At 38.7% G+C, this 22,377-nt stretch carries 20 protein-coding genes and 1 tRNA gene; 12 read left to right on the top strand and 9 right to left on the bottom strand.

All coding sequences use genetic code 11. The annotated features are described in order from the left end of the window. The first annotated feature begins 135 nt into the window (after nt 1–135). Nucleotides 136–212 (top strand) — tRNA-Met (locus F936_RS15130). A gap of 42 nt (nt 213–254) precedes the next feature. On the opposite strand, the gene F936_RS15125 is transcribed toward F936_RS15130, so the two are convergent. The 5 genes from F936_RS15125 to F936_RS15105 form a co-directional block, all read right to left on the bottom strand. Next, complete coding sequence (locus F936_RS15125; protein ID WP_005048631.1) at nt 255–1,283, bottom strand: hypothetical protein; 1,029 nt, start codon at nt 1,281–1,283, stop codon at nt 255–257. Then, complete coding sequence (locus tag F936_RS15120; RefSeq protein ID WP_005048629.1) at nt 1,276–2,901, bottom strand: NAD+ synthase; 1,626 nt, start codon at nt 2,899–2,901, stop codon at nt 1,276–1,278. Before F936_RS15120 ends, F936_RS15125 begins: the two co-directional genes overlap by 8 nt. 384 nt (nt 2,902–3,285) lie before the next feature. Then, nucleotides 3,286–3,846, bottom strand: a complete 561-nt coding sequence (locus tag F936_RS15115; RefSeq protein ID WP_005048626.1) for a hypothetical protein — start codon at nt 3,844–3,846, stop codon at nt 3,286–3,288. A gap of 183 nt (nt 3,847–4,029) precedes the next feature. After that, the gene (gene hemJ, locus F936_RS15110; protein ID WP_005048623.1) at nt 4,030–4,482 is read right to left on the bottom strand and encodes a protoporphyrinogen oxidase HemJ; all 453 of its coding nucleotides are present in this window, start codon (nt 4,480–4,482) and stop codon (nt 4,030–4,032) included. 18 nt (nt 4,483–4,500) lie between these two features. Beyond that, a complete protein-coding gene (locus F936_RS15105; protein ID WP_004641618.1) occupies nt 4,501–5,730 on the bottom strand; it encodes a beta-ketoacyl synthase N-terminal-like domain-containing protein in 1,230 nt (409 codons plus the stop codon). Nucleotides 5,731–6,029: 299 nt separating this feature from the next. Here F936_RS15105 and F936_RS15100 point away from each other — a divergent pair, with 299 nt between their 5' ends. From F936_RS15100 to rimI, 8 genes are all read left to right on the top strand, one after another. Continuing rightward, on the top strand, nt 6,030–7,349 hold the full coding sequence (locus tag F936_RS15100) for an EcsC family protein (protein ID WP_005048620.1): 1,320 nt from the start codon (nt 6,030–6,032) through the stop codon (nt 7,347–7,349). Nucleotides 7,350–7,548: 199 nt separating this feature from the next. Further along, entirely contained in the window at nt 7,549–7,923 is a 375-nt protein-coding gene (rpsL, locus tag F936_RS15095) for a 30S ribosomal protein S12 (RefSeq protein WP_002050319.1), read from the top strand. 160 nt (nt 7,924–8,083) lie between these two features. Beyond that, nucleotides 8,084–8,554, top strand: a complete 471-nt coding sequence (gene rpsG / locus F936_RS15090; RefSeq protein WP_004638185.1) for a 30S ribosomal protein S7 — start codon at nt 8,084–8,086, stop codon at nt 8,552–8,554. Nucleotides 8,555–8,731: 177 nt separating this feature from the next. Then, nucleotides 8,732–10,870 (top strand): elongation factor G, encoded by a 2,139-nt coding sequence (gene fusA, locus F936_RS15085; RefSeq protein ID WP_004641624.1) that lies wholly within the window; start codon nt 8,732–8,734, stop codon nt 10,868–10,870. Nucleotides 10,871–10,963: 93 nt separating this feature from the next. Continuing rightward, nucleotides 10,964–12,154, top strand: coding sequence for an elongation factor Tu (gene tuf, locus F936_RS15080; RefSeq protein WP_004640736.1), 1,191 nt, complete (start codon nt 10,964–10,966; stop codon nt 12,152–12,154). Nucleotides 12,155–12,358: 204 nt separating this feature from the next. Continuing rightward, a complete protein-coding gene (locus tag F936_RS15075) occupies nt 12,359–13,240 on the top strand; it encodes a metal-dependent hydrolase (protein ID WP_005048618.1) in 882 nt (293 codons plus the stop codon). 232 nt (nt 13,241–13,472) lie between these two features. Further along, on the top strand, nt 13,473–14,348 hold the full coding sequence (locus F936_RS15070; RefSeq protein WP_005048616.1) for a metal-dependent hydrolase: 876 nt from the start codon (nt 13,473–13,475) through the stop codon (nt 14,346–14,348). A 107-nt stretch (nt 14,349–14,455) separates the two neighbouring features. Beyond that, nucleotides 14,456–14,911: a ribosomal protein S18-alanine N-acetyltransferase gene (gene rimI, locus F936_RS15065; protein WP_005048613.1), complete on the top strand. Its 456-nt coding sequence runs from the start codon at nt 14,456–14,458 to the stop codon at nt 14,909–14,911. 44 nt (nt 14,912–14,955) lie between these two features. Here the strand turns inward: rimI and F936_RS15060 are convergent, their stop codons facing one another. Continuing rightward, entirely contained in the window at nt 14,956–15,771 is an 816-nt protein-coding gene (locus tag F936_RS15060) for an arginyltransferase (RefSeq protein WP_004641630.1), read from the bottom strand. An 18-nt stretch (nt 15,772–15,789) separates the two neighbouring features. Beyond that, complete coding sequence (gene aat, locus F936_RS15055) at nt 15,790–16,521, bottom strand: leucyl/phenylalanyl-tRNA--protein transferase (RefSeq protein ID WP_005048610.1); 732 nt, start codon at nt 16,519–16,521, stop codon at nt 15,790–15,792. Between the two features lie 108 nt (nt 16,522–16,629). Here aat and F936_RS15050 point away from each other — a divergent pair, with 108 nt between their 5' ends. After that, nucleotides 16,630–16,929, top strand: coding sequence for a putative quinol monooxygenase (locus tag F936_RS15050; RefSeq protein WP_005048608.1), 300 nt, complete (start codon nt 16,630–16,632; stop codon nt 16,927–16,929). Nucleotides 16,930–16,985: 56 nt separating this feature from the next. Here the strand turns inward: F936_RS15050 and trxB are convergent, their stop codons facing one another. Beyond that, a complete protein-coding gene (trxB, locus tag F936_RS15045; RefSeq protein WP_005048606.1) occupies nt 16,986–17,936 on the bottom strand; it encodes a thioredoxin-disulfide reductase in 951 nt (316 codons plus the stop codon). 268 nt (nt 17,937–18,204) lie between these two features. On the opposite strand from trxB, the gene F936_RS15040 reads away from it, so the two are divergent. Together F936_RS15040 and rhtC are read left to right on the top strand one after the other, a co-directional pair. Then, a complete protein-coding gene (locus F936_RS15040) occupies nt 18,205–21,246 on the top strand; it encodes a DNA translocase FtsK (protein ID WP_005048603.1) in 3,042 nt (1,013 codons plus the stop codon). Nucleotides 21,247–21,401: 155 nt separating this feature from the next. Next, nucleotides 21,402–22,022: a threonine export protein RhtC gene (gene rhtC, locus F936_RS15035; protein WP_003653275.1), complete on the top strand. Its 621-nt coding sequence runs from the start codon at nt 21,402–21,404 to the stop codon at nt 22,020–22,022. 41 nt (nt 22,023–22,063) lie between these two features. On the opposite strand, the gene F936_RS15030 is transcribed toward rhtC, so the two are convergent. Next, nucleotides 22,064–22,351 (bottom strand): PA4642 family protein, encoded by a 288-nt coding sequence (locus F936_RS15030; protein ID WP_005048600.1) that lies wholly within the window; start codon nt 22,349–22,351, stop codon nt 22,064–22,066. Between the last annotated feature and the right edge of the window lie 26 nt (nt 22,352–22,377).

The raw sequence follows: 22,377 nt of genomic DNA, 5'->3' as shown, positions 1-22,377 counted from the left end.
TATTTAAAATATAAATTTGCTAAAAAATGAACAAACAAAGGTGATCTGAATCTTATTTGTTCATTTGATGGAATTTAATGATTTTGAACTCTTGACCTGTTCTGTAGAACTATAGATAATGCGCACACAGTTTACGGCTATGTAGCTCAGTTGGTTAGAGCACCGCACTCATAATGCGGGGGTCACAAGTTCAAGTCTCGTCATAGCCACCATTTTAAAAACCATGCTCATGCATGGTTTCTTTTTGTCTTTTTTTACTCATTAAAATGTTTTTCAATCATATCGAGTGTTTTTGGGCTTTGATAAAAAGGAGCTAAAATCGCTTGAAGTAACGGCTCTAAAATACCGTGCTCATTAAAGACATTCATGACTTTAGGGTAAAAACGTAAAGCTTCAGTTTGTAAATCGGTTTCGGTTAAACCAATCTCACTTAATACTTCAAATAAACTCTCGTCTTTGTAAAATTCATAAAAAACTTCTACGCCATACAAAATAAGATCTTGCATAAATTGTGACTGGCGTAATTCTTTCCAATATTCGTAAATTAAAACAAAGAACTCTTCAACATCAAGAGGAGTTAACTGTTTCATAAACTCATACATTTTTTTATGTCTAAGATCTTCCCAGACATGTCGTATAAGACTTTCTAAATCTTCAGTCGACAAAAGACTTAATTCTGTGAGTTGCTCGTGAATAAAGCTGGCAATCCAAGTTTCAAGTTTATGCTCAAGACGTTGTTGTTGTAAAAAAGAGAATTTTTTGAGTTTATGTTGCCATTCAAAATGATAGTCATCTACTCTAGATGCATTTAGAAATTTTGGTATTTTCTGTTCTAAGGTCGAGGTCGCAATATATTGGCAAAGTTGTTGAACGGCGGGGCTAGTTCTTAAAAACTGGTTGAGATAATGAGGAATATGTTCCATTTCTAAAAATTTGGAGAGCCACATTTCAAATTGGTGGTCAGATACCAAATCTTGTAGCTGAATTGGAGACTTCATAGCAGACAGATAAATACGCTGCGCAATTTCCCCAATAAACTCAAGTAAACCAGCACCTAGCTGCATTTCAAAAGCATAGCGTTTCACAACGGCTTGTAGTTGCTCTAAATCCACCACTTCATTAAGCTTGATTTCGTCAGCATGTTGCATAAAGAGTTGAATGAACTGCTGGAAATAAATAGGTGAGTTTTCTATAGATAATTGTTTTTTGAAAAATTCCACCTGCTCAAGCAAAAGTGCTTGAGCAAGTGCTGTGGTTTTTGATGAGTTTTTCTGCTCAGTCATTCGCTGTCCAACCGTTGACAATCGGATAACGTCGTTCACGACTAAATGCACGAGAAGTAATTCTCGGCCCAATCGCGCCTTGACGACGTTTATATTCATTACGATCAACTAACCGGATAACTTTTTCAACTACTTCTTTATCAAAACCTTTGGCAATAATATCTGCCTGACTTAAATCTTCTTCAATGTATGCGTAAAGAATGGCATCTAATACATCATATGCAGGTAAAGAGTCTTGGTCTTTTTGGTCTGGGCGAAGTTCTGCTGAAGGTGGACGAGTAATAACACGTTCAGGAATAACAGGAGTTTCACTTAAGCTATTACGGTATTTAGCTAATTCAAACACGATCGTTTTATAAACATCTTTTAGAACAGCAAAACCACCAACCATATCACCATAAAGTGTACAGTAGCCAACTGAAAGTTCAGACTTGTTGCCAGTAGCGAGTACTAAATTACCAAATTTATTTGATAAACCCATGAGTAATGTGCCGCGTGCGCGCGCTTGTAAATTCTCTTCGGTTGCATCTGCTGGTGAGTTGCCAAAGAAAGGATACAAGGTTTGCATAAAGCTATTTACAACTGAATGTATTTCAGCAATACCGAAAGTCACACCCATACGACGAGCTTGTTCTGCTGCATCTTCAACACTAATTTGAGAAGTGTAGGTATAAGGCATCATTACTGCTTGTACTTTTTCTGCACCGATTGCATCAACAGCAATAGCTAATGTAAGGGCAGAGTCAATACCGCCAGATAAACCTAAAATTACACCAGGGAAGCCTGAACGCTCGACGTAATCACGTGTGGCCAGAACTAACCCTTGATAGATCTCTGCAAAAGTTTCTAATGCAGGAGCAGATTCAGTGACTTTAAATGATTTATTTTTATGGTCAAATTCAGCAATATAAAGGTCTTCTTTAAAGCTTGGTGCTTGTAAAGCAATTTCACCATTTTTGTTACTGACAAAACTTGTGCCATCAAAAATTAAATCGTCTTGTCCACCCACTTGGTTAACGTAAACAATATTTAGATGAAGTTGTTTTGCAAGTTCACTTAAGGTTTGTGTACGGTGTTGTGGTTTACCGACTTCATATGGTGATGCATTGAGTACAAGAACAGTATCAACATTTAATTGGCTTAACTGTTTTACGGTATTAATTGACCAGATATCTTCACAGATCAATACGCCAAACTTATGTCCAAGATATTCAAACACCAAATGTTGATGGCCTTTTTGGAAATAACGTTTTTCATCAAAGACGCCATAGTTTGGTAAATTGTGTTTGTTAAAAACACCCAAAACTTGACCGTCTTTCATGACAGCAGCAGAATTATAACGTTGACCATCTTCTGTCTGGTTCACAAATCCGAAAACCATGACAATATCTTTAACTTCAGCAAGTTGAGCAAAAGCCTTTTGCATACGTTTATTTAAATTTGGACGTAACAGTAAGTCTTCAGCTGGATAACCAATAACAGAAAGCTCGGGAAAAATAATCAGGTCAGCATCTTGTTTTTTCGCCTGATTCACTTGCTCAATCATCTTTTTGGTGTTTGAGTCAATATTGCCAATATGCGGAGAAAACTGAGCAAGGGCAACTTTAAAACTTTTCATTCAAACCTAATCCTAGATCATAACGAATATAGATACACACAGTGTTGATTTTTATAGATATAATTTTTCAACGATGTGTATGATACGATAGTAAACAATTAAAATAGTAAACAAAAATGTCAAGATCAATAATATATACCAATCACATATTTTCTGCGTAAAAATAACGAGATTTTCTGTATAGAATAGAAACAGGCTTCATTATTTTTATTGTTTGTATACTGCCTTATCACAAGCCAATTTGGAATAAGCGCGTTATATTTTTTTCAATAATTTGAATTAAGTAAGCGTGATTTTCTTGTTTAGGTAAGTATTTCTGATTTATAAGAATTCTCATTTACATTAAGCAAAAATGTTACGTTCAAAGAAAGACTGATTATTTAGTTACAAATGAAGTTGGGGGGAACAGATAATATTTGGGATTTTCCCAGAACAAATGTCACGGGCAATTTCACCTTGTTGCTCAATGTTATAAGAGCTAAACGCCTTGTGGGGAGAGTAGGTGTATTTATAGGGGTTGTAATTTTTAAAGCTAAGATAATAGGCCGATTGCAGCAATGCACCTTTAAGTAGTACATGAACACCTTTTTGATATTGCATGACATGAGTGAGTTCGTGAATAAAAATACCCTGCATAAATTTAGATTCTAGAGCGTAATTTTCGCTGTAATCGGAGCGATTAACGTAAATATTTCCATTTGGCGCCATAAAAATACCGCAAGACTGCCAAGGAAGATAACGAGTAGCAATAATTTTAGGTTGTTCACAATTGAGCATGTCACCGAAAACGAGTTGTGCTAATACTTTTTCTTGAGCAGTCAGATATCTAATCGGATAGTTTTTTAAGTGACGAAAAATAAAAAGTGTAAGAAGTATAAATTGTTGTTGGGTTGAGCGTTTAAGGGCAGTAAGGGTTAGCATAGCTTTGCCATTAAATGAGTTCATCTATTTCTTTAGGATAGTACAGATTACGCATTATTAAATAAAGAGTCTGATTTACTCATTGGGTATAACTTTAAGAGAGCATTGATTTTATGCTTTTGATTGAAAAAAGTTAAATAGAGGGATAACTCTGCGAGTTTTTATTGTCTAAATTAAAGAAATTGCTCGGAAAAGCAAAAGCCCCAGTTAAAACTGAGGCTTTACGACAACTAAAATCACTACAGCAAATAAGATTAAAGTTGGCATTTCATTAAAGAAGCGCCAGAACCTATGTGATTTATAGTGTGCATTTCCGATAAGTTTTTTACGATAGTAGCCACATACCAAATGGTAGATGACTAATAAAGCGACTAAAGCAACTTTAAGATAAAACCATGTTGCCTGATGGTAATGTCGAGTTGCATCGCCCCATTCGACAAGAAAATGGGCGGTAATTAATGTGGCAATCATAGAAGGCCACATAATTCCGCGATACAACTTACGTTCCATTACTTCAAAGCGTTGATGGCTAGCAGCATCTTCACTCATGGCATGGTAAACATATAAACGTGGTAAGTAGAACAAAGCAGCGAACCAACAAACCACAGCAATAATATGTAATGCTTTTACCCACAAAAAAGCATCAGAAGGTGCATCCATCGATAATCCTACGTGGGATTATGCATCCCACTTCTTGAAAATGAGGCAAGCGTTAACACCGCCAAAGCCAAAACTGTTACTCATTACAGTATTCAATTTTGCATCACGTTTTTCAAGTACGATATCAAAAGGTTTTGCGCCTTCATCAAGTTCAGTCACATTAATATTTGGTGCAATAAAGTCATTTTGCATCATTAGAACTGAGTAAATGGCTTCTTGTACGCCAGCTGCACCTAAGCTATGACCTGTCATAGATTTGGTTGAGCTAAGAGGAGGTACATTGCCTTCGCCAAATGCACGTTCCATTGCTTTAAGTTCTGTAATGTCGCCAGCTGGAGTAGATGTACCATGTGTATTTACATAGTCAATTTTGTCTACGCCATGTTGCTTAGCTTCTTCAAGTGCCATTAATACACAACGTGTAGCGCCTTCACCACTTGGAGCAACCATGTCTGCACCATCGCTGTTTGCAGCATAACCAACGACTTCAGCTAAAATGTTGGCACCACGTGCTTGAGCGTGTTCAAGTGATTCAAGTACGACAAAACCACCACCGCCAGCAATAACGAAACCGTCGCGGTCTGCTGAATATGGACGAGATGCTGTTTCTGGAGTTTCATTATATTTCGAGCAAAGCGCACCCATTGCATCAAATAATAAACTTTGAGACCAATGATCTTCTTCACCACCACCAGCAAGCATAAGATCTTGTTTGCCAAGTTGAATAAGGTTGTACGCATAACCAATTGCGTCAGCAGAAGTTGCACAAGCACTCGTAATAGTATGAGCAATACCTTGCAATTTAAATGCAACACCTACGTTTGCAGTAATCGTGTTTGACATGTTGCGTGGTACGAAGAAAGGTCCTACTTTACGTGCACCTTTAGTCTCTAAAAGCTCTGTCATTTCAACAACAGATGCAGTTGAACCACCACCTGAACCGCCTGCAATACCGTAACGTGGATTACCACCGATTTGCTCAGCAGTAAGTCCTGCATGTTCAACAGCAGCTACAGCAGCATTGTAAGCGTACATTGCACATACGCCCATAAAGCGTTTTAACTTACGATCAATATGATCAAAATCTTGTTCTGCAGCAGCGCTCACATGACTTTTAAAATTGAGTTCAGCATAAGTTGGGTTAAAACGTGTCCCGGAGATTCCGTTTTGAAGTGAATGAGTAACTGCTTCTAAAGAGTTACCGATACATGAGTTAATACCCATACCAGTGATTACAACACGTTTCATCTACAGGTCCCTTTATGGTGATATTAAGAGTCTATCGTGATCAACAGCTATGAAAATGAATAGGAGAATATAGCTATAAGAAAACAAGACTCATGTTTTTTCGTTGTTAACATGATAGCAGAAAGGATTTTTATTTCTTATGGCAAATCTTTATGACAATTTTACATTTAAAAAAATAACTAAATACATGGTATGTTGCATTTAGGGTTAACTAAAATACACACATACAAGTTGAGATAAATCCACATTCCACCTAGTATTTGTGTCTAATTAGATAAATTAAAAAATCGAGGTACTTGATGACAAAATTCAATAATAATCAATCTGACAATTTGTTTTCTCAGGTCTTCGGAGTGGCTAAAAAGCTCAGTTCTACAGGATTGAGTATCTTGCAACAGAACCAATCAGGTGATGTAAGTAAGGTAATTGAACCAATTCCAACTTGTAAAACGGTTGAAGGTAAATCGAGAACAAAAAGCCCATTTGAAGTTGAGCAATATGAAAGTCCTCAACAAATGCTTCGAGAACAGTTACCGAAAGTAACTCGTCAGGTCTTTGGACGGCATTTTACAAAAGTAAATGGTGTGGCTACATTTCTTTCCCCAGATTGGGATCAAAAAGTCTCAGGCTATTTATTTGATTGGTTGAATGACTTTAGTTCAAAAAGCACCTTAACTGAAAAAATCTTGGAAGAAGCGGGTGCTAAAGATTTGTTTGAACTAACTAAGGATACGGGTCGTTCTCAACGTTTAAGTCAGGCGCTCATTGAACAAAATAAATTAATTGCGACAATACAAGGGGCAATCACAGGCGTGTCAGGTGTGGTTGGTGCAGCTGTAGATGTTCCTGTTTCACTCGTCTTAGTTTTAAGAACAATTTATCAGACAGGAAGATCACATGGCTTTGACCTTCAAGAAGTTACTGACCAAGATGTTGTCGAGTTTATCTTTAAAGAAGTTGATATTAGTCTGATTGCTGAAAAGCAAACGCTATTGTTAGCTTTAAAAACATTACGAAATATGTTGGAAACACAAGATATTCATCAATTTCAGCAGGTGCTAGGTTCAACTACCGATTTAGATACTTTAAAGAACTGGTTAGTTGATGAAGACGGAGAGTTTAAATGGGGGTGGTTAAATCGTATTCCGAAGCTCTCAACCTTTGGTAAAGTTACACCAGTTGCTGGTGCTGTTTTAAGCGCAGTATATAGCTGGAAACTACAAGAAGATGTTGGTCACAAAGCACAAGCTATCTTTGGAGCTGCAAGACATTATTTAAATGAACATCCAAGTGAGCATTTATCTCCGCTACAGGCTTATTATGCTGCGGTTACACTTATTCAGAAAGCCAGTCCACGTCTTTTAAATGTTGGTGAAGACGGCAATATTCACGCTGAGCATCATCATAAAGTAGAAAATCATGATGTAATTTCAAAAGTATCTATTGTCTTAAAGAGTACTGAAGGTAAAAAGAGTGAAGAGAAAATTCAGGAAAATGTTCATCAGGGTATCGAGCAACTTGTCGATAAACATGTAGAGGAACATGAGCATACTGAACAAAAACCAGCTTTAGCTCCAGAGGAAGATGAGGAGGAGCTGGATGATAAAAAATACTCTTAACAATACGCTTACAAATAAGAGGTTTAAAAATAAAATCTGAACTCTATTTAAATTTGTAAGTTATCCTGTCAAAGATTGATATGGTCAACATTTGGTAAGTATTGCCGTGTTGACCATTTTTGCATCTTAGCTTACAATTATGTGCCCTTAAAAAGAGGTATTTCTTTTTAAGGTTTTTTAATAACGGGAGAATTGCCATATGGCAACAACGAATCAGTTGATCCGTAAGGGTCGTACGACTTTGGTTGAAAAATCCAAAGTTCCTGCGTTGAAGGCTTGTCCACAACGTCGTGGTGTTTGTACACGTGTTTATACAACTACACCAAAAAAACCTAACTCAGCTATGCGTAAGGTTTGCCGTGTTCGCTTAACTTCAGGTTTTGAAGTATCTAGCTACATCGGTGGTGAAGGTCATAACTTACAAGAGCACAGTGTTGTTCTTATCCGTGGTGGTCGTGTTAAAGACTTACCAGGTGTACGTTACCATACCGTTCGTGGTTCATTAGACTGTGCTGGTGTTAAAGATCGTAATCAATCACGTTCTAAATACGGTACTAAGCGTCCTAAGAAGTAATTCTAGGAAACTAGTCCAATAAGCCCTTTAGCGTTTCGCTTGTTTGAATTCTTCATAGTTTTGTAATTCAAGCGACGTATAGTAAGGCCAGCGTCGTGTACATGACACTTGTACAAACTGCTGGATTATCCTGAAGTGTCATATTATTAGGTGTATTAAAATGCCAAGACGTCGCGTAGTCGCTGCTCGTGAGATCCTTCCAGATCCAAAATTTAGCAGCCAAACAATCGCTAAATTCATGAACCACGTAATGCAAGATGGTAAAAAATCTGTTGCTGAAGGTATCGTTTACGGTGCTTTAGAACGTGTTCAAGAAAAAAACAAAGTAGACCCAGTTGAATTTTTCGAGACTACTCTTGAAAAAGTTCGTCCTATGGTCGAAGTAAAAGCACGCCGTGTTGGTGGTGCTACTTATCAAGTACCTATGGAAGTACGCCCATCCCGTCGTACTGCCTTAGCAATGCGTTGGTTAGTAGATGCTGCTGCTAAGCGTTCTGAAAAAACGATGGCTTTACGTCTTGCTGGTGAGTTGCTTGATGCAGCTGAAGGTAAAGGTGCCGCAATCAAAAAACGTGAAGACGTGCATCGTATGGCTGAAGCCAACAAAGCCTTCTCTCACTACCGTTTCTAAGCGGATAAAACAGTCCCTAATCAGGAGAATATTCATGCGTACAGCAGCTCGATTCAACATTGCTCTTTATCAAAGTGGGAGCTTTGCGGGTATTTAAGTTGCCTGCTTGGATATTTGTACGCATCAATTTAATTGATGCGTCCTGTTTTAAATATAACATTTAGGAATGTAGACATCATGGCTCGCCAAACCCCAATTAGTAATTACCGTAACATCGGTATTTCTGCGCACATTGACGCAGGTAAAACAACTACAACAGAACGTATTTTGTTCTACACAGGTGTATCTCACAAAATTGGTGAAGTACACGATGGTGCAGCAACAATGGACTGGATGGAACAAGAGCAAGAGCGCGGTATTACAATTACCTCGGCTGCGACAACTTGTTTCTGGTCTGGTATGGGTAACCAATTCGAACAACACCGTATCAACGTAATTGACACCCCGGGACACGTAGACTTCACAATCGAAGTTGAACGTTCTATGCGTGTTCTTGACGGTGCGTGCATGGTTTACTGTGCAGTTGGTGGCGTACAACCTCAGTCTGAAACTGTATGGCGTCAAGCAAACAAATATAAAGTGCCTCGTTTAGCATTCGTGAACAAGATGGACCGTACTGGTGCAAACTTCTTCCGTGCTGTTGAGCAAGTTAAAACTCGTTTAGGTGGTAATCCTGTACCTATCGTTGTGCCAATCGGTGCAGAAGATACGTTTGCAGGTGTTGTTGACCTTATCGAAATGAAAGCGATTATCTGGGATGAAGCATCTCAAGGTATGAAGTTTGAATATGCTGAAATTCCAGCTGACCTAGTTGATACGTCTAATGAATGGCGTACCAAAATGGTTGAAGCTGCGGCTGAAGCTTCTGAAGAATTAATGGACAAGTACCTTGAAGAAGGTGATCTTTCTAAAGAAGAGATCATTGCAGGTTTACGTGCTCGTACATTAGCTTCTGAAATTCAAGTAATGCTTTGTGGTTCTGCGTTCAAAAACAAAGGTGTTCAACGTATGTTGGATGCTGTAATTGAATTCTTACCATCACCTACAGAAGTTAAAGCGATCGAAGGTATCCTTGACGACAAAGACGAAACTAAAGCGTCTCGTGAAGCATCTGACGAAGCTCCGTTCTCTGCGTTAGCGTTCAAAATCATGAACGACAAGTTCGTAGGTAACTTAACATTCGTACGTGTTTACTCTGGTGTTCTTAAACAAGGTGATCCGGTTTATAACCCAGTTAAATCTAAGCGTGAACGTATCGGTCGTATCGTGCAAATGCATGCGAACGAACGTCAAGATCTTGATGAAATCCGTGCAGGTGATATCGCAGCGTGTGTAGGTCTTAAAGACGTTACTACTGGTGATACATTATGTGATGAGAAAAACATCATTACACTTGAGCGTATGGAATTCCCAGAGCCAGTAATTTCATTGGCTGTTGAACCAAAAACTAAAGCTGACCAAGAAAAAATGTCAATTGCTTTAGGTCGTTTGGCTAAAGAAGATCCATCATTCCGCGTTCGTACAGACGAAGAATCTGGTCAAACAATTATTGCTGGTATGGGTGAGCTTCACCTTGACATCATCGTTGACCGTATGAAGCGTGAATTCGGTGTTGAAGCGAACATTGGTAAACCAATGGTTGCTTACCGCGAAACAATCAAAAAGACTGTTGAGCAAGAAGGTAAGTTCGTTCGTCAAACAGGTGGTAAAGGTAAATTCGGTCATGTATATGTTCGTTTAGAGCCTATGGATGTTGAAGAAGCTGGTAAAGAATACCAATTCGCTGAAGAAGTTGTCGGCGGTACTGTACCTAAAGAATTCTTTGGTGCGGTTGACAAAGGTATTCAAGAACGTATGAAGAATGGTGTATTAGCTGGTTACCCTGTTGTGGGTATCAAAGCGACATTATTCGATGGTTCTTACCATGATGTCGACTCTGATGAATTGTCGTTCAAAATGGCTGGTTCGTACGCTTTCCGTGACGGTTTCATGAAAGCTGATCCTATCCTTCTTGAACCAATCATGAAAGTTGAAGTAGAAACTCCAGAAGACTACATGGGCGATATCATGGGTGACTTAAACCGTCGTCGTGGTATGGTTCAAGGTATGGATGATCTTCCTGGTGGAACAAAAGCAATTAAAGCAGAAGTTCCATTGGCTGAGATGTTTGGTTACGCGACTCAAATGCGTTCTATGTCTCAAGGTCGTGCGACTTATTCTATGGAATTCGCTAAATACGCTGAAACTCCACGTAACGTGGCTGAAGGCATCATCGCTAAGTTCCAGACTGGCGGTAAAAAAGGTGACGACGAGTAATCTTTCGATTACTATAAGCCCAAACTAATTCTTAGTTAAAACCAAGCGCTCGTGCAGTGACCCTGCATGAGCAGTTTATAAAGGAAGATCATCATGGCTAAAGCCAAGTTTGAACGTAATAAGCCACACGTAAACGTGGGCACAATCGGTCACGTTGACCATGGTAAAACAACTTTAACTGCTGCGATTGCAACTATTTGTGCAAAAACTTACGGCGGTGAAGCGAAAGATTACTCACAAATCGACTCAGCACCTGAAGAAAAAGCACGTGGTATTACAATTAATACTTCACATGTAGAATACGATTCTCCAATCCGTCACTACGCTCACGTAGACTGCCCGGGCCACGCCGATTATGTTAAAAACATGATTACTGGTGCTGCTCAGATGGACGGCGCGATCCTTGTATGTGCTGCGACTGATGGTCCAATGCCACAAACTCGTGAACACATCCTTCTTTCTCGTCAGGTTGGTGTACCTTACATCATCGTATTCTTGAACAAGTGTGACCTTGTTGATGATGAAGAATTACTTGAATTAGTAGAAATGGAAGTTCGTGAACTTCTTTCTACTTATGACTTCCCAGGTGATGACACTCCAGTTATCCGTGGTTCTGCGCTTAAAGCGTTGGAAGGCGATGCTGGTCAATATGGTGAGCCTTCAGTTCTTGCTCTTGTTGAAGCGCTTGACTCTTACATTCCAGAACCAGAACGTGCTATCGACAAAGCATTCTTAATGCCAATCGAAGACGTATTCTCTATCTCTGGCCGTGGTACAGTAGTAACTGGTCGTGTAGAAGCTGGTATCGTGAAAGTAGGCGAATCAGTTGAAATTGTTGGTATCCGTGATACTCAAACAACTACAGTTACTGGCGTAGAAATGTTCCGTAAATTGCTTGACGAAGGTCGTGCAGGCGAGAACTGTGGTGTTCTTCTACGTGGTACTAAGCGTGAAGACGTACAACGTGGTCAAGTACTTGCTAAACCAGGTACAATCAAGCCGCACACTAAATTCGATGCAGAAGTATACGTACTTTCTAAAGAAGAAGGTGGTCGTCATACTCCATTCCTTAACGGTTACCGTCCACAGTTCTACTTCCGTACAACTGACGTAACTGGCGCAATCCAATTACAAGACGGCGTTGAAATGGTTATGCCAGGCGACAACGTTGAAATGTCAGTAGAATTAATCCACCCAATCGCAATGGACCCAGGTCTACGTTTTGCGATCCGTGAAGGTGGTCGTACTGTAGGTGCTGGTGTTGTTGCGAAAGTAACTGCATAATCACTTTCAGTGAAAAAAAGCGCTCTTTTTAGAGCGCTTTTTTTATATTTAATTGTCTAACAATCACTATAAAAGCTGGCCTTAACTGATATTTCAATGTCCTTATTTACACTTAATCCTTTTTATTAAATTTGTATGATAAGAATCAAGAAAACGAACAATAAAGTTTGAGTAACTTGGGTTACTTATTAAGGAGCTTTGGGTATGAATGCTAAAGTGAATATTACTAATCGTGCAGGGGCGAGCTTTCCTGTACGTCGTATGAACTTTGACTTTAATGATGTACCAGAATATTGGATGAATGGTTCTGCTGGACTAACACACTTTATGACAGCATTGTCAGCGTTGTTTCCGGCTGGTGAAAAATTCTTTATTGATAGTGTACGTGCAGTACGTTATCACCCATCTATTAAAGATGATGAAGCGCTTCAGAAAGAGATTAGTGCTTTCATTGGGCAAGAAGCAATGCATACTCAAGAGCATGTGAACTTTAATGCCTCTGCTCAAAAGTTTGGTCACGACGTTGAAACGTTAGAGAAATTTACTGACACAGCGATTCAAACAGCAATTCAAGCTTTTGTAAAAATTGTCAAACCTTTTGGTATGACTAAAGAAATGGTTGACCTGACTGCTACAACAGCACTTGAACATTTTACCGCTACGATTGCTTCACAGTTATTAGTCAATAAGCATATTCAAGAGTTGATGACAGATGAAACCATGTCAACGATGTGGTATTGGCATGCTATCGAAGAAAATGAGCATAAAGCCGTAGCTTTTGATGTGTACGAAGGTGTGTTTGGTAAAGGCGTAAAAGCTTATGCATTACGTACGAGTTCTTTAGTATTTGCAATGACTTTGATTTTCTTGATTCAGTCTTCTTTTGTACTTCGTCTATTAAAGCAAGATAAAAAATTGAATTTAGGTGAATTATCAGTAATTTATAAATATGCATATAGCCCATCGAAAGGTATCATTACTGGCATGGCTAAAGAAATGCTGGCTTACTTTAAGCCTGGTTTTCATCCAAATGATTTGGATACAGTAGGTCTATTGAAAACATGGAAAGCAAAATTAGGTTTGTAATTTAAATCTATGTTGATTTGAAAGGGCTCATTGGTAGCCCTTTTTCTTTTTAAGTACTAACAATAACTATTAGCACATCTATGCACCTTTATAGGGTGATTAATGACCTCATCTGATATTTCTCTGTCCTCATCTGCACTTAATTGGCACATTGAAAGACGTATGATTATAAATATTAAGAAAATAAATAAAGTTATATGTGAATTAGCTATTCACTTAAAAGGAGTCTGAGATGAATGCTAAAGTAAATATTTCAAATCGTGCTGGTGCTAGTTTCCCTGTTCGTCGTATGGACTTTGAATTTGCTCAGGTCCCTCGTTATTGGGCAAATTATGATGCAGGATTAACCCATTTTATGACAGCATTATCGGCCCTTTTTCCCGAAGGTGAACAGTTCTTTGTCAATAGCACACGTGCTGTGCGAAATGACCCAAAACTTGCAGATCCCGATCTTCAAAAAGAAATTAGCGCCTTTATTGGCCAAGAAGCAATGCATTCAAAAGAACATCTTGCTTTTAATGCCTCAGCGCAAGCTTACGGATATGATGTTCGTCATATGGAAAAGCAGACTGGTACTGTCATTAAGGTTGGTACTGCCGTTGTCACTAAATTAATGAAACCTTTTGGTTATACCAAAGAAATGATTGATTTGACCGGAACGTGTGCTTTAGAGCATTTCACTTCGACTATTGCAGCTGAACTTTTACAAAATCCTGAAATTCAAGCGATGTTCCAAGATGACACGATGTATCATTTGTGGATGTGGCATGCTGTAGAAGAAAATGAGCATAAAGCTGTGGCATTTGATGTGTATACAAGTATGTATGGACAAGGGCCAAAAGCTTATTTTATGCGTTCAACGGCTTTAATCATTGCAATGGCATTAATTTTTGCAACGCAGACACATTTTACTGCCAAGTTATTAAAAACCGATGGAAAATTAACATGGAAAGATACTAAATACATGCTTAAGTTCATGTATGGTCGTAAAGGTTTTATAACCCGCCAGATTCCAGAGTTACTTGATTTCTTAAGACCAAAATTTCATCCAAATGATTCTGACACTACAGCATTACTGGCAACTTGGCGTGAAAAGTTAGGTCTCTAAAAAGAACGATAAAAAAGGACAATTTAATTGTCCTTTTTTTTGCTCGTTTTTTCTTGTGAAGTTTTTATAATACGCATTCCTTTAAAACTCTGATTGTGTTGGAACTCATGATTCGTACTATGCAAAACACTGATATTGATATTGTTGTACAAATCGAAAAATCAGTGCAAACACATCCATGGTCAAGACAGCAATTTGTTGAATCTCTGAATTCCTACCAATGTACAGTCATTGAGTCACAAAATAGAGTAGTTGGGTTTTGTATTTTGCAGCCAGTGCTAGATGAAGCGAATCTATTACTCATGGCAGTTGATCCTAAAATGCAAGGACAAGGTCTCGGGTATGAGTTATTAAATGCATCAATTGATCAGTTAAAAAATCAGCCCGTACAAATATTTTTAGAAGTTCGTGAAAGTAATAAAGCAGCTATTGCTCTGTATGAGAAAACAGGTTTTCACCAAATAGATCTACGTCGTAATTATTATCCTATCCAAGACGGTGGGCGTGAACATGCCGTAATTATGGTAAAAACCTGTACCGACGATTTTGCATCGTTGTTTTAAAACACCTGTCTAGTTGCTGACCAAACAAAAAGACAGGATTAAAATCATTTAATAATTAAATTATTCCATTCAGAAGGTAATGTGGTCATCAGAGAGGTACCTAACTGTTGTATTTCTTCTGGTGATAAGGATCTATTTAAACGGCGCCATTGTCCATCTAATAGAAGCTCTAAAGGAGTATATTGCGATTTATAATTCATTTTGGCTGAGTGGGGCACCCAATAGCCTAAATAAAGATATTCTAAACCAAGCGATTTAACATATTCGATTTGGTTAAGAATAGAGTACACACCAAGCGATCTTCGGTGCTCATCTGGGTCAAAGAAAGTATAGACCGCAGATAGACCATCATCCATTAAATCGCAGGTAGACACACTGATTAAACGGTTATCTTTCCAAAGCTCAAGAAAAAAGCTATCTGTACAACTATGTACTAAAAACTTTTCAAACTGATCTAAGCTAGGTGGAAACATATCGCCATCAGCATGGCGTTCATTAATATAGCGTTCATATAAATCGTAATGAATTTGTGCTGCTTGCTGAGTAGGCAAAATAGTCATGGTGAGGTCTTGATTTCGTTTCCACGCTTTTTTTTGCATCCCATTCATTTGGAAGTCGGCAACTGGAACACGACACGACAAACATTGTCTGCATAAATGGCATTCAGGGCGATAAACGAAGTCACCGCTACGACGAAATCCTAAACGAGAAAGTTCTGAAAGAGTGACCACATCAATCCGATGAATAGGGTCTAAAAACACCATGCGCGCCGATTTATTTTCTAAGTAGCTGCAATCATGAGGTGGAGTAATATAATACTGCAGATCATTTAAAAGGGACTTCGGGTGATATGATTTCATGATTGGTCCCTCCTGTTATCATTCCATTAATTTTGCATCTAATGCTATTGTTTTACTTGAAAATACACGTTCTTGATACTTTTTCCAATTGATAGAGGGGTGAATAATTACATCTTGTAACGATTTTAAGTAGTCTTGACGAGAAAGTGTACAAGCACCCAAGCTAATTAAGTGACTATTTACAAGTTGACAGTCTACCCAAGGGAGCTGATTTTCTTGTCCAATCAGCATTAATGTATAAAAAGCCATTTTTGAAACATCAGTTTCATTACTAAACATTGACTCACCGAAGCATCCTTTGCCAATCGTAATGCCGTACAAACCTCCAACAAGTTTATCTTGTTCCCAAACCTCCACACTATATCCATAGCCAGCTTTAAACATCTCACAGTAGCCCTGAATAATATCTTCGCTAATCCATGTTTCATCTGCATAAGTTCTTGGTAGAGAACATGAACGAATAACTTGTTCAAAGGCATGATTAACCGTAATCGCATAGTCATATTTTTTCATATTTCTAAGTAGTGACTTGCTCGGCTTGTAATTTTGAGGGTAGATGACACAACGAGGTTCGGGACTCCACCAACAAATGGGCTCATCTTCATTAAACCACGGAAATAATCCATGGGTGTACGCTTCATAGAGAGTAGAAGGGGAGAGATCAGCACCAATACAAATTAAACCATGACCATCCGGATCAGATTCAATGGGGTCAGGGAAAATGAATTGAGAAAGTGGAAGTTTCTGCATAGAAGATAAAATGAAATAGAATGATTCAAAATTAACGTAACTGAGCTTTATTGACAATTTTTATTGTTCATCTTTAGCATGAAGGAATGAAAAGGAAAGGTTTACTTAATGCTAAAACTTATTGCAGAAGATTTTATTGATATTAAAAAAATTGACTTTGTTTTACCGCTTTATCAAGAACTCGTTGAAAAAACGAGATGTGAAGAAGGGTGTATTGCGTACGATTTATATCATGATATAAAAAATTTAGGACATTTTGTTTTTATTGAAGAATGGGTAGATCGAGTCGCATTAGATCGACATGTTCAGTCTGAACACTTTCAACGGTTAGTTCCTCAGATTGACCAATATCAGACGAGGTCGGGACGTTTTACGCATTTGGATCATTTTGAAAATATGATGAAATAAAACACTATTAAAAAAGACATTCAATAGAGCATTGAATGTCTTTTGTGTTAATTGAATTAACCGAGATTATCTAGATATTTTTCAGCATCAAGTGCCGCCATACAACCTGACCCAGCAGAAGTAATGGCTTGACGATAAATACTGTCAGCTACGTCACCAGCAGCAAATACACCAGCTACAGAAGTCGCTGTTGCATTACCAGAAGTGCCGCTTTGCACTTGAATATAGCCATCACGTAAGTTTAATTGACCATCAAACATTGCAGTGTTCGGTTTATGACCGATTGCAACGAATAGACCGTGAACTTCTACGTCTTGCTTAGTGTCATCTTGAGTTGATTTAAGGCGAACACTTGTTACGCCAGTATTGTCACCCAATACTTCTTCAACTTCATGATTCCAGATAATGCTGATTTTGCCTTCTTTTTCTTTGGCAAATAAATGATCTTGCAAAATCTTTTCAGAACGTAAACTATCGCGGCGGTGTACTAGCGTTACATGTGCAGCAATATTTGATAAATAAAGCGCTTCTTCAACAGCAGTGTTACCACCGCCTACAACCATCACTTTTTGATTTTTGTAGAAGAAACCATCACATGTTGCACAGGCACTTACGCCTTGGCCCATAAATTTCTGTTCAGACTCTAGACCAAGGTACTGAGCCGTAGCACCAGTTGCAATAATCAAAGCGTCACATGTGTACTCTTCCATATCACCTTTAAGAACAAAAGGACGTACATTTAAGTCCACTTCGTTAATATGGTCATAGACGAGTTCTGTACCAAAGCGTTCAGCATGTGCTTGCATACGATCCATTAATGCAGGACCTGTTAAACCTTCAGGATCGCCCGGCCAGTTGTCAACTTCGGTTGTTGTTGTAAGTTGGCCACCTAGTTGTAAACCTGCAATTAAAGTAGGTTTAAGGTTGGCACGTGCTGCATAGACAGCTGCACTATAACCAGCAGGACCAGAACCGAGAATAATTAACCGAGAATGACGAGCACTCATTGAGGGTATCCTTATTTATTTCGAGAATTTTGAAAATTATACGTGAATTTGTCGATCAATAGCGCTAAATCAATGTGGATAATATTGATCAGGTCAATCGAATTAAGTTATATAACAATATAGAAGTGGCTCATGTTAACAACAACTGTAAAGAATCATGCACCTTTTTTGTAAGAACAGGTGCATAATATAAAGTTCATTCGTTGAAGATCTAAGTGTAGTTCTTCACATCTCTAAACCAATAATTAAATGGGTTACAGGACAGTATATGACTGCGGTGTCGAGTGTTTATGCACAGCGCTTATTGATGACATTATTCTTGGTTTCTTTTGGCATTTATATGTTTCTGGCAACAGTAACATATACACCATTTGACCCGGGCTGGATGCATATTTCCAGTGATACTCAGCAAGTATCCAATGCAAGTGGTATTGCTGGTGCATGGATTGCAGATTTGCTGTTTGGTTTTTTAGGATGGGCAAGTTTGCTTATTCCAATTTTCCTTTTCATTGAAGCAATTCAGGTGTGGTGGCCGCGTAGTTTTTTAAACCGCCCATTTCGTTATGCTGCACAATTCTTTTTAATTTTGGTTGTGTCTAGCCTACTTTATTTACACTGGAATGTGCCTGCTGATACTTTAGATAATGCAGCGGGGGGAATTATTGGTTACGAGTTAGGTCAGAGCTTATCTCAATTGCTAACAATTTACGGTGCGACCTTATTTTTACTGGTTTTCGGAGTGGTCTTGTTTACTCTTGCATTTGGGGTGCAATGGAGCAAAACATGGATTACGCTTAAAGCTACACCAAGTTATTTACAAGATTTATTTTATAAAAACGTATCACCGAACGAATCGGATTATGATTTAACAACTCAGCCTGCTAATAAAGCAGCCGCGGTTAAAGTTGCAGAAAATGCAGAGACAAATGCTTCAAATGAGAAAGTAGCATCAGTCCAATCTGAAAGTACTCAACCACAATCTGCGGCAACACGACATGATGCGGTTGCTGAGCGTTTATTTGCCGATGTGTTAGCAAAAGAGCAGAGCCGACCTGAATCTGTAGTAGATAAACCCATTGCCAATACTCAAAACTTTGAGCATACGCTTGAGCAAGCCCATAAGCTTGAAAAAGACAGCCAACGTTTAGTCGCTACTGGTGAGGTATGGCGTGCTTTACAACGTGATGATGCGAGCCATAAGCAAGAAATTGATGCACTTTTGAGAGCAGCTGATGATTCAACAGAGCAAGTACCTGCTCATGAGCAATTCCAGCAAACAATTTCTCAAGTTCATCAAACTCAACCTGCACCTAAACAAGACTTACATGGTCTTGATTGGAATGATGATGAGATTTTTGATGAATTGCTCGCTGCAGTTCCAAACAGCAAAACTGCAACAGATGTGCATACACCATTTGTTCAAGAGCAGCATGTAGATGCAGAACCTACTTCGCAATCGATGAATATTGCAAAAGAAACTTCTTCACCTTTATCGAATGTAAATCAGTCACCTAAAAATTTAGCAAACGAACAAGTTTTTGAAGACTTTGATGACTTATTGATAGATGAAGATATTGCGCCAGTAGAACCTGTAAGAGCAAGTAGTTATGCTCAGTCTTCAGCATTTGTAAAAGCGCCTATTCAAACGACAATTCAAGCTGATAAGCTTTCAAAAGAAGAGTTTATTGAAGCTTGGCAAGAAACTGCTGGGAAACCACAGGACAATCCTGATATTGATGAAGACGATTTCGATTTAGATGCGCCATTAACAGATGCATCAGGCCGACTAATGTCTCGTTCAATGCAAGTTGCCAAGAAGCGTTTAGATTTACCAACATTACCTGGCCTTGAGCTGCTTGATAAGGTTGATCCAAATAAGAAAGTTAACTTTACTGAAGAGCAGCTTTCGCGCTTATCTGAGTTACTTGAAATTAAGTTACAAGAATTTAATGTTAAGGCTCAAGTGGTTGAAGCTCAGCCGGGGCCAGTAGTGACCCGTTTTGAGTTAGATTTGGCACCGGGTGTTAAAGCATCTAAGGTAACGAATATCTCACGTGACTTAGCCCGTTCAATGTCGATGGCTTCTGTGCGTGTGGTAGAGGTTATTCCTGGTAAACCATATATTGGTATTGAAGTGCCAAACAGTGCCCGTGAAATGGTGCGTTTGATTGAGCTATTGGAAACGCCAACCTATCGAGATCCAAGCGCATTAATCAGTATGGCAATGGGTAAAGATATTTCAGGTAATCCGGTATTAACTGATTTAGCAAAAGCGCCACATATGTTGGTTGCTGGTACAACAGGTTCGGGTAAATCGGTTGCGGTAAACTCGATGATTTTATCGATGTTGCTTAAATATACACCCGACCAGTTGCGTTTGATTTTAATCGATCCAAAACAGCTTGAACTTGCAAACTATAATGATATTCCCCATTTGTTAACTCCAGTCGTCACTGACATGAAAGATGCAGTAAGTGCATTAAACTGGTGTGTGAATGAAATGGAACGTCGCTATAAACTGATGTCATTCTTGAAAATTCGTAAATTAAGCGACTACAACCGTAAAGTTGAAGAAGCAATTGCGAATGGGGAAGATCTAATTGATCCAACTTGGAAACCAAGTGACTCAGCAACTCAAGAACGTGCGCCTCGTTTAACACCGTTACCATCTATTGTGATTGTGGCAGATGAGTTTGCCGACATGATTATGCAGGTGGGTAAAAAAGCAGAAGAAATGATTACGCGTTTGGCGCAAAAATCTCGTGCTGCTGGTATTCATCTATTACTTGCAACCCAACGCCCATCTGTTGATGTGATCACGGGTTTGATTAAAGCCAATATTCCAACGCGTGTAGCATTACGTGTAAACAGTAAAATTGACTCGCGTACGATTTTGGATGCCGGTGGTGCGGAAGATCTGTTAGGCCATGGTGATATGCTGTTCTTGGGGCCTGGTAAAATCGAACCTGAGCGTGTGCATGGTGCATTCATCAGTGATGATGAAGTAAACCGCATTTGTGATGCTTGGCGTGAACGTGGTGAACCGGATTATGTCGACGAAATCCTGACTCCATTTGACGAAGAACAAACTTCACGTGGTTTCGAAGAGGGTGACGGTGGTTCTGACCGTGATGCACTTTATGACCAATGTGTTTCATTTGTCTTAGAAACACGTAAAGCTTCTACTTCATCGCTACAGCGTAAATTTAGCCTTGGCTATAACCGTGCTGCTCGTATCATTGACCAAATGGAAGAGAACGGCATTGTGAGCGCAATGGGCCCTAATGGTAAGCGAGATATATTGGTTTAATATGAAATAGCTAAAAAGCCTCTTCGGAGGCTTTTTTTATGATTTAAATAAAAGTAAACACTTCCATAAAATGACTTAAAGATTTTAACGTGTAGTAAAAAATGCTAATGTATTTTTCCTAAATAAATAACAATGAATTAAATCTGGAGGAAAACATGTTACTCGCTCTGATTACTTTAGCTTTTATCCATTTTTGTGCACTTATTACTCCAGGGCCTGATTTTTTCCTTGTATCTCAAACAGCGATTAGTCGATCACATAAAGACGCTATGTTAGTGGTTGCTGGCATAACAGCAGGTGTTATGTTTTGGGCTTGTTTGGCACTGATGGGATTAAATCTTATTTTTGAAAAAATGGCTTGGTTAAAGCAAGGTTTGCTGATTGCCGGTGGCTTATACCTATGTTGGCTGGGCTATCAAATGTTACGTTCAGCATTTTCAAAAAATCAGCAAGAGGATAATGTTGCTGTCGAGCTACCCAAAGCACCTTATTTATTTTTTATTAAAGGTCTTATAACAAATCTATCAAATCCTAAAGCTGTTATTTATTTTGGTAGTGTTTTCTCTTTATTTTTAGCCAATCCTCAACTTGATCAGGTTCATTGGTTACTCTTTATTATTGTCACGGTTGAAACGATTTTATGGTTCTGCTTTGTGACTTTTATTTTTTCGTTACCGAGTTTTAGATCAGCTTATCGTAATTTTTCAAAATGGATTGATGGTATTTCAGGTGGTATTTTTACGGTGTTTGGTATTTTCCTGATTGGCAATCGATAAATTTAGGTAAATAAAAAGCCTCTTTAAGAGGCTTTTTATTTTTAAGCAAACTTTGCTAGAACTTCTAAAAAGGGTGCCGATTGACGCGGAAATTTGGCAATCACATCATGAATGCGTTGGCCTTCCGGGTCTTTGGCATTAATATCGCGTCCGTCCGCAATAAATTGAGTCAAAAGACGTTCATAGTCTGTTGGACGCATATGTTTGAATGCATGGTAGAGCACATGAAAATCTGCGTTCACACCCGTTGGCGGAAGTTGGTTGAGGTAGGCAAAAACACGCTCATCGGACCATTCTTCATTGAAAGTTGCTGGCTGTGATAATGCCATGACAATCTCCTCAGTTTTAAAAAAGG

Origin of the sequence: Acinetobacter calcoaceticus DSM 30006 = CIP 81.8, from assembly GCF_000368965.1 — a bacterium.
GTDB lineage: Bacteria > Pseudomonadota > Gammaproteobacteria > Pseudomonadales > Moraxellaceae > Acinetobacter > Acinetobacter calcoaceticus.
Note: the sequence above shows the minus strand (reverse complement) of the source record. Positions and strands in the feature narration are given on the sequence as shown.

Coding starts and splice junctions, on each gene's coding strand:
- F936_RS15125 (WP_005048631.1), bottom strand. CDS start 1,283: ATGACTGAGCAGAAAAACTCATCAAAAACCACAGCACTTGCTCAAGCA.
- F936_RS15120 (WP_005048629.1), bottom strand. CDS start 2,901: ATGAAAAGTTTTAAAGTTGCCCTTGCTCAGTTTTCTCCGCATATTGGC.
- F936_RS15115 (WP_005048626.1), bottom strand. CDS start 3,846: ATGAACTCATTTAATGGCAAAGCTATGCTAACCCTTACTGCCCTTAAA.
- hemJ (WP_005048623.1), bottom strand. CDS start 4,482: ATGGATGCACCTTCTGATGCTTTTTTGTGGGTAAAAGCATTACATATT.
- F936_RS15105 (WP_004641618.1), bottom strand. CDS start 5,730: ATGAAACGTGTTGTAATCACTGGTATGGGTATTAACTCATGTATCGGT.
- F936_RS15100 (WP_005048620.1), top strand. CDS start 6,030: ATGACAAAATTCAATAATAATCAATCTGACAATTTGTTTTCTCAGGTC.
- rpsL (WP_002050319.1), top strand. CDS start 7,549: ATGGCAACAACGAATCAGTTGATCCGTAAGGGTCGTACGACTTTGGTT.
- rpsG (WP_004638185.1), top strand. CDS start 8,084: ATGCCAAGACGTCGCGTAGTCGCTGCTCGTGAGATCCTTCCAGATCCA.
- fusA (WP_004641624.1), top strand. CDS start 8,732: ATGGCTCGCCAAACCCCAATTAGTAATTACCGTAACATCGGTATTTCT.
- tuf (WP_004640736.1), top strand. CDS start 10,964: ATGGCTAAAGCCAAGTTTGAACGTAATAAGCCACACGTAAACGTGGGC.
- F936_RS15075 (WP_005048618.1), top strand. CDS start 12,359: ATGAATGCTAAAGTGAATATTACTAATCGTGCAGGGGCGAGCTTTCCT.
- F936_RS15070 (WP_005048616.1), top strand. CDS start 13,473: ATGAATGCTAAAGTAAATATTTCAAATCGTGCTGGTGCTAGTTTCCCT.
- rimI (WP_005048613.1), top strand. CDS start 14,456: ATGATTCGTACTATGCAAAACACTGATATTGATATTGTTGTACAAATC.
- F936_RS15060 (WP_004641630.1), bottom strand. CDS start 15,771: ATGAAATCATATCACCCGAAGTCCCTTTTAAATGATCTGCAGTATTAT.
- aat (WP_005048610.1), bottom strand. CDS start 16,521: ATGCAGAAACTTCCACTTTCTCAATTCATTTTCCCTGACCCCATTGAA.
- F936_RS15050 (WP_005048608.1), top strand. CDS start 16,630: ATGCTAAAACTTATTGCAGAAGATTTTATTGATATTAAAAAAATTGAC.
- trxB (WP_005048606.1), bottom strand. CDS start 17,936: ATGAGTGCTCGTCATTCTCGGTTAATTATTCTCGGTTCTGGTCCTGCT.
- F936_RS15040 (WP_005048603.1), top strand. CDS start 18,205: ATGACTGCGGTGTCGAGTGTTTATGCACAGCGCTTATTGATGACATTA.
- rhtC (WP_003653275.1), top strand. CDS start 21,402: ATGTTACTCGCTCTGATTACTTTAGCTTTTATCCATTTTTGTGCACTT.
- F936_RS15030 (WP_005048600.1), bottom strand. CDS start 22,351: ATGGCATTATCACAGCCAGCAACTTTCAATGAAGAATGGTCCGATGAG.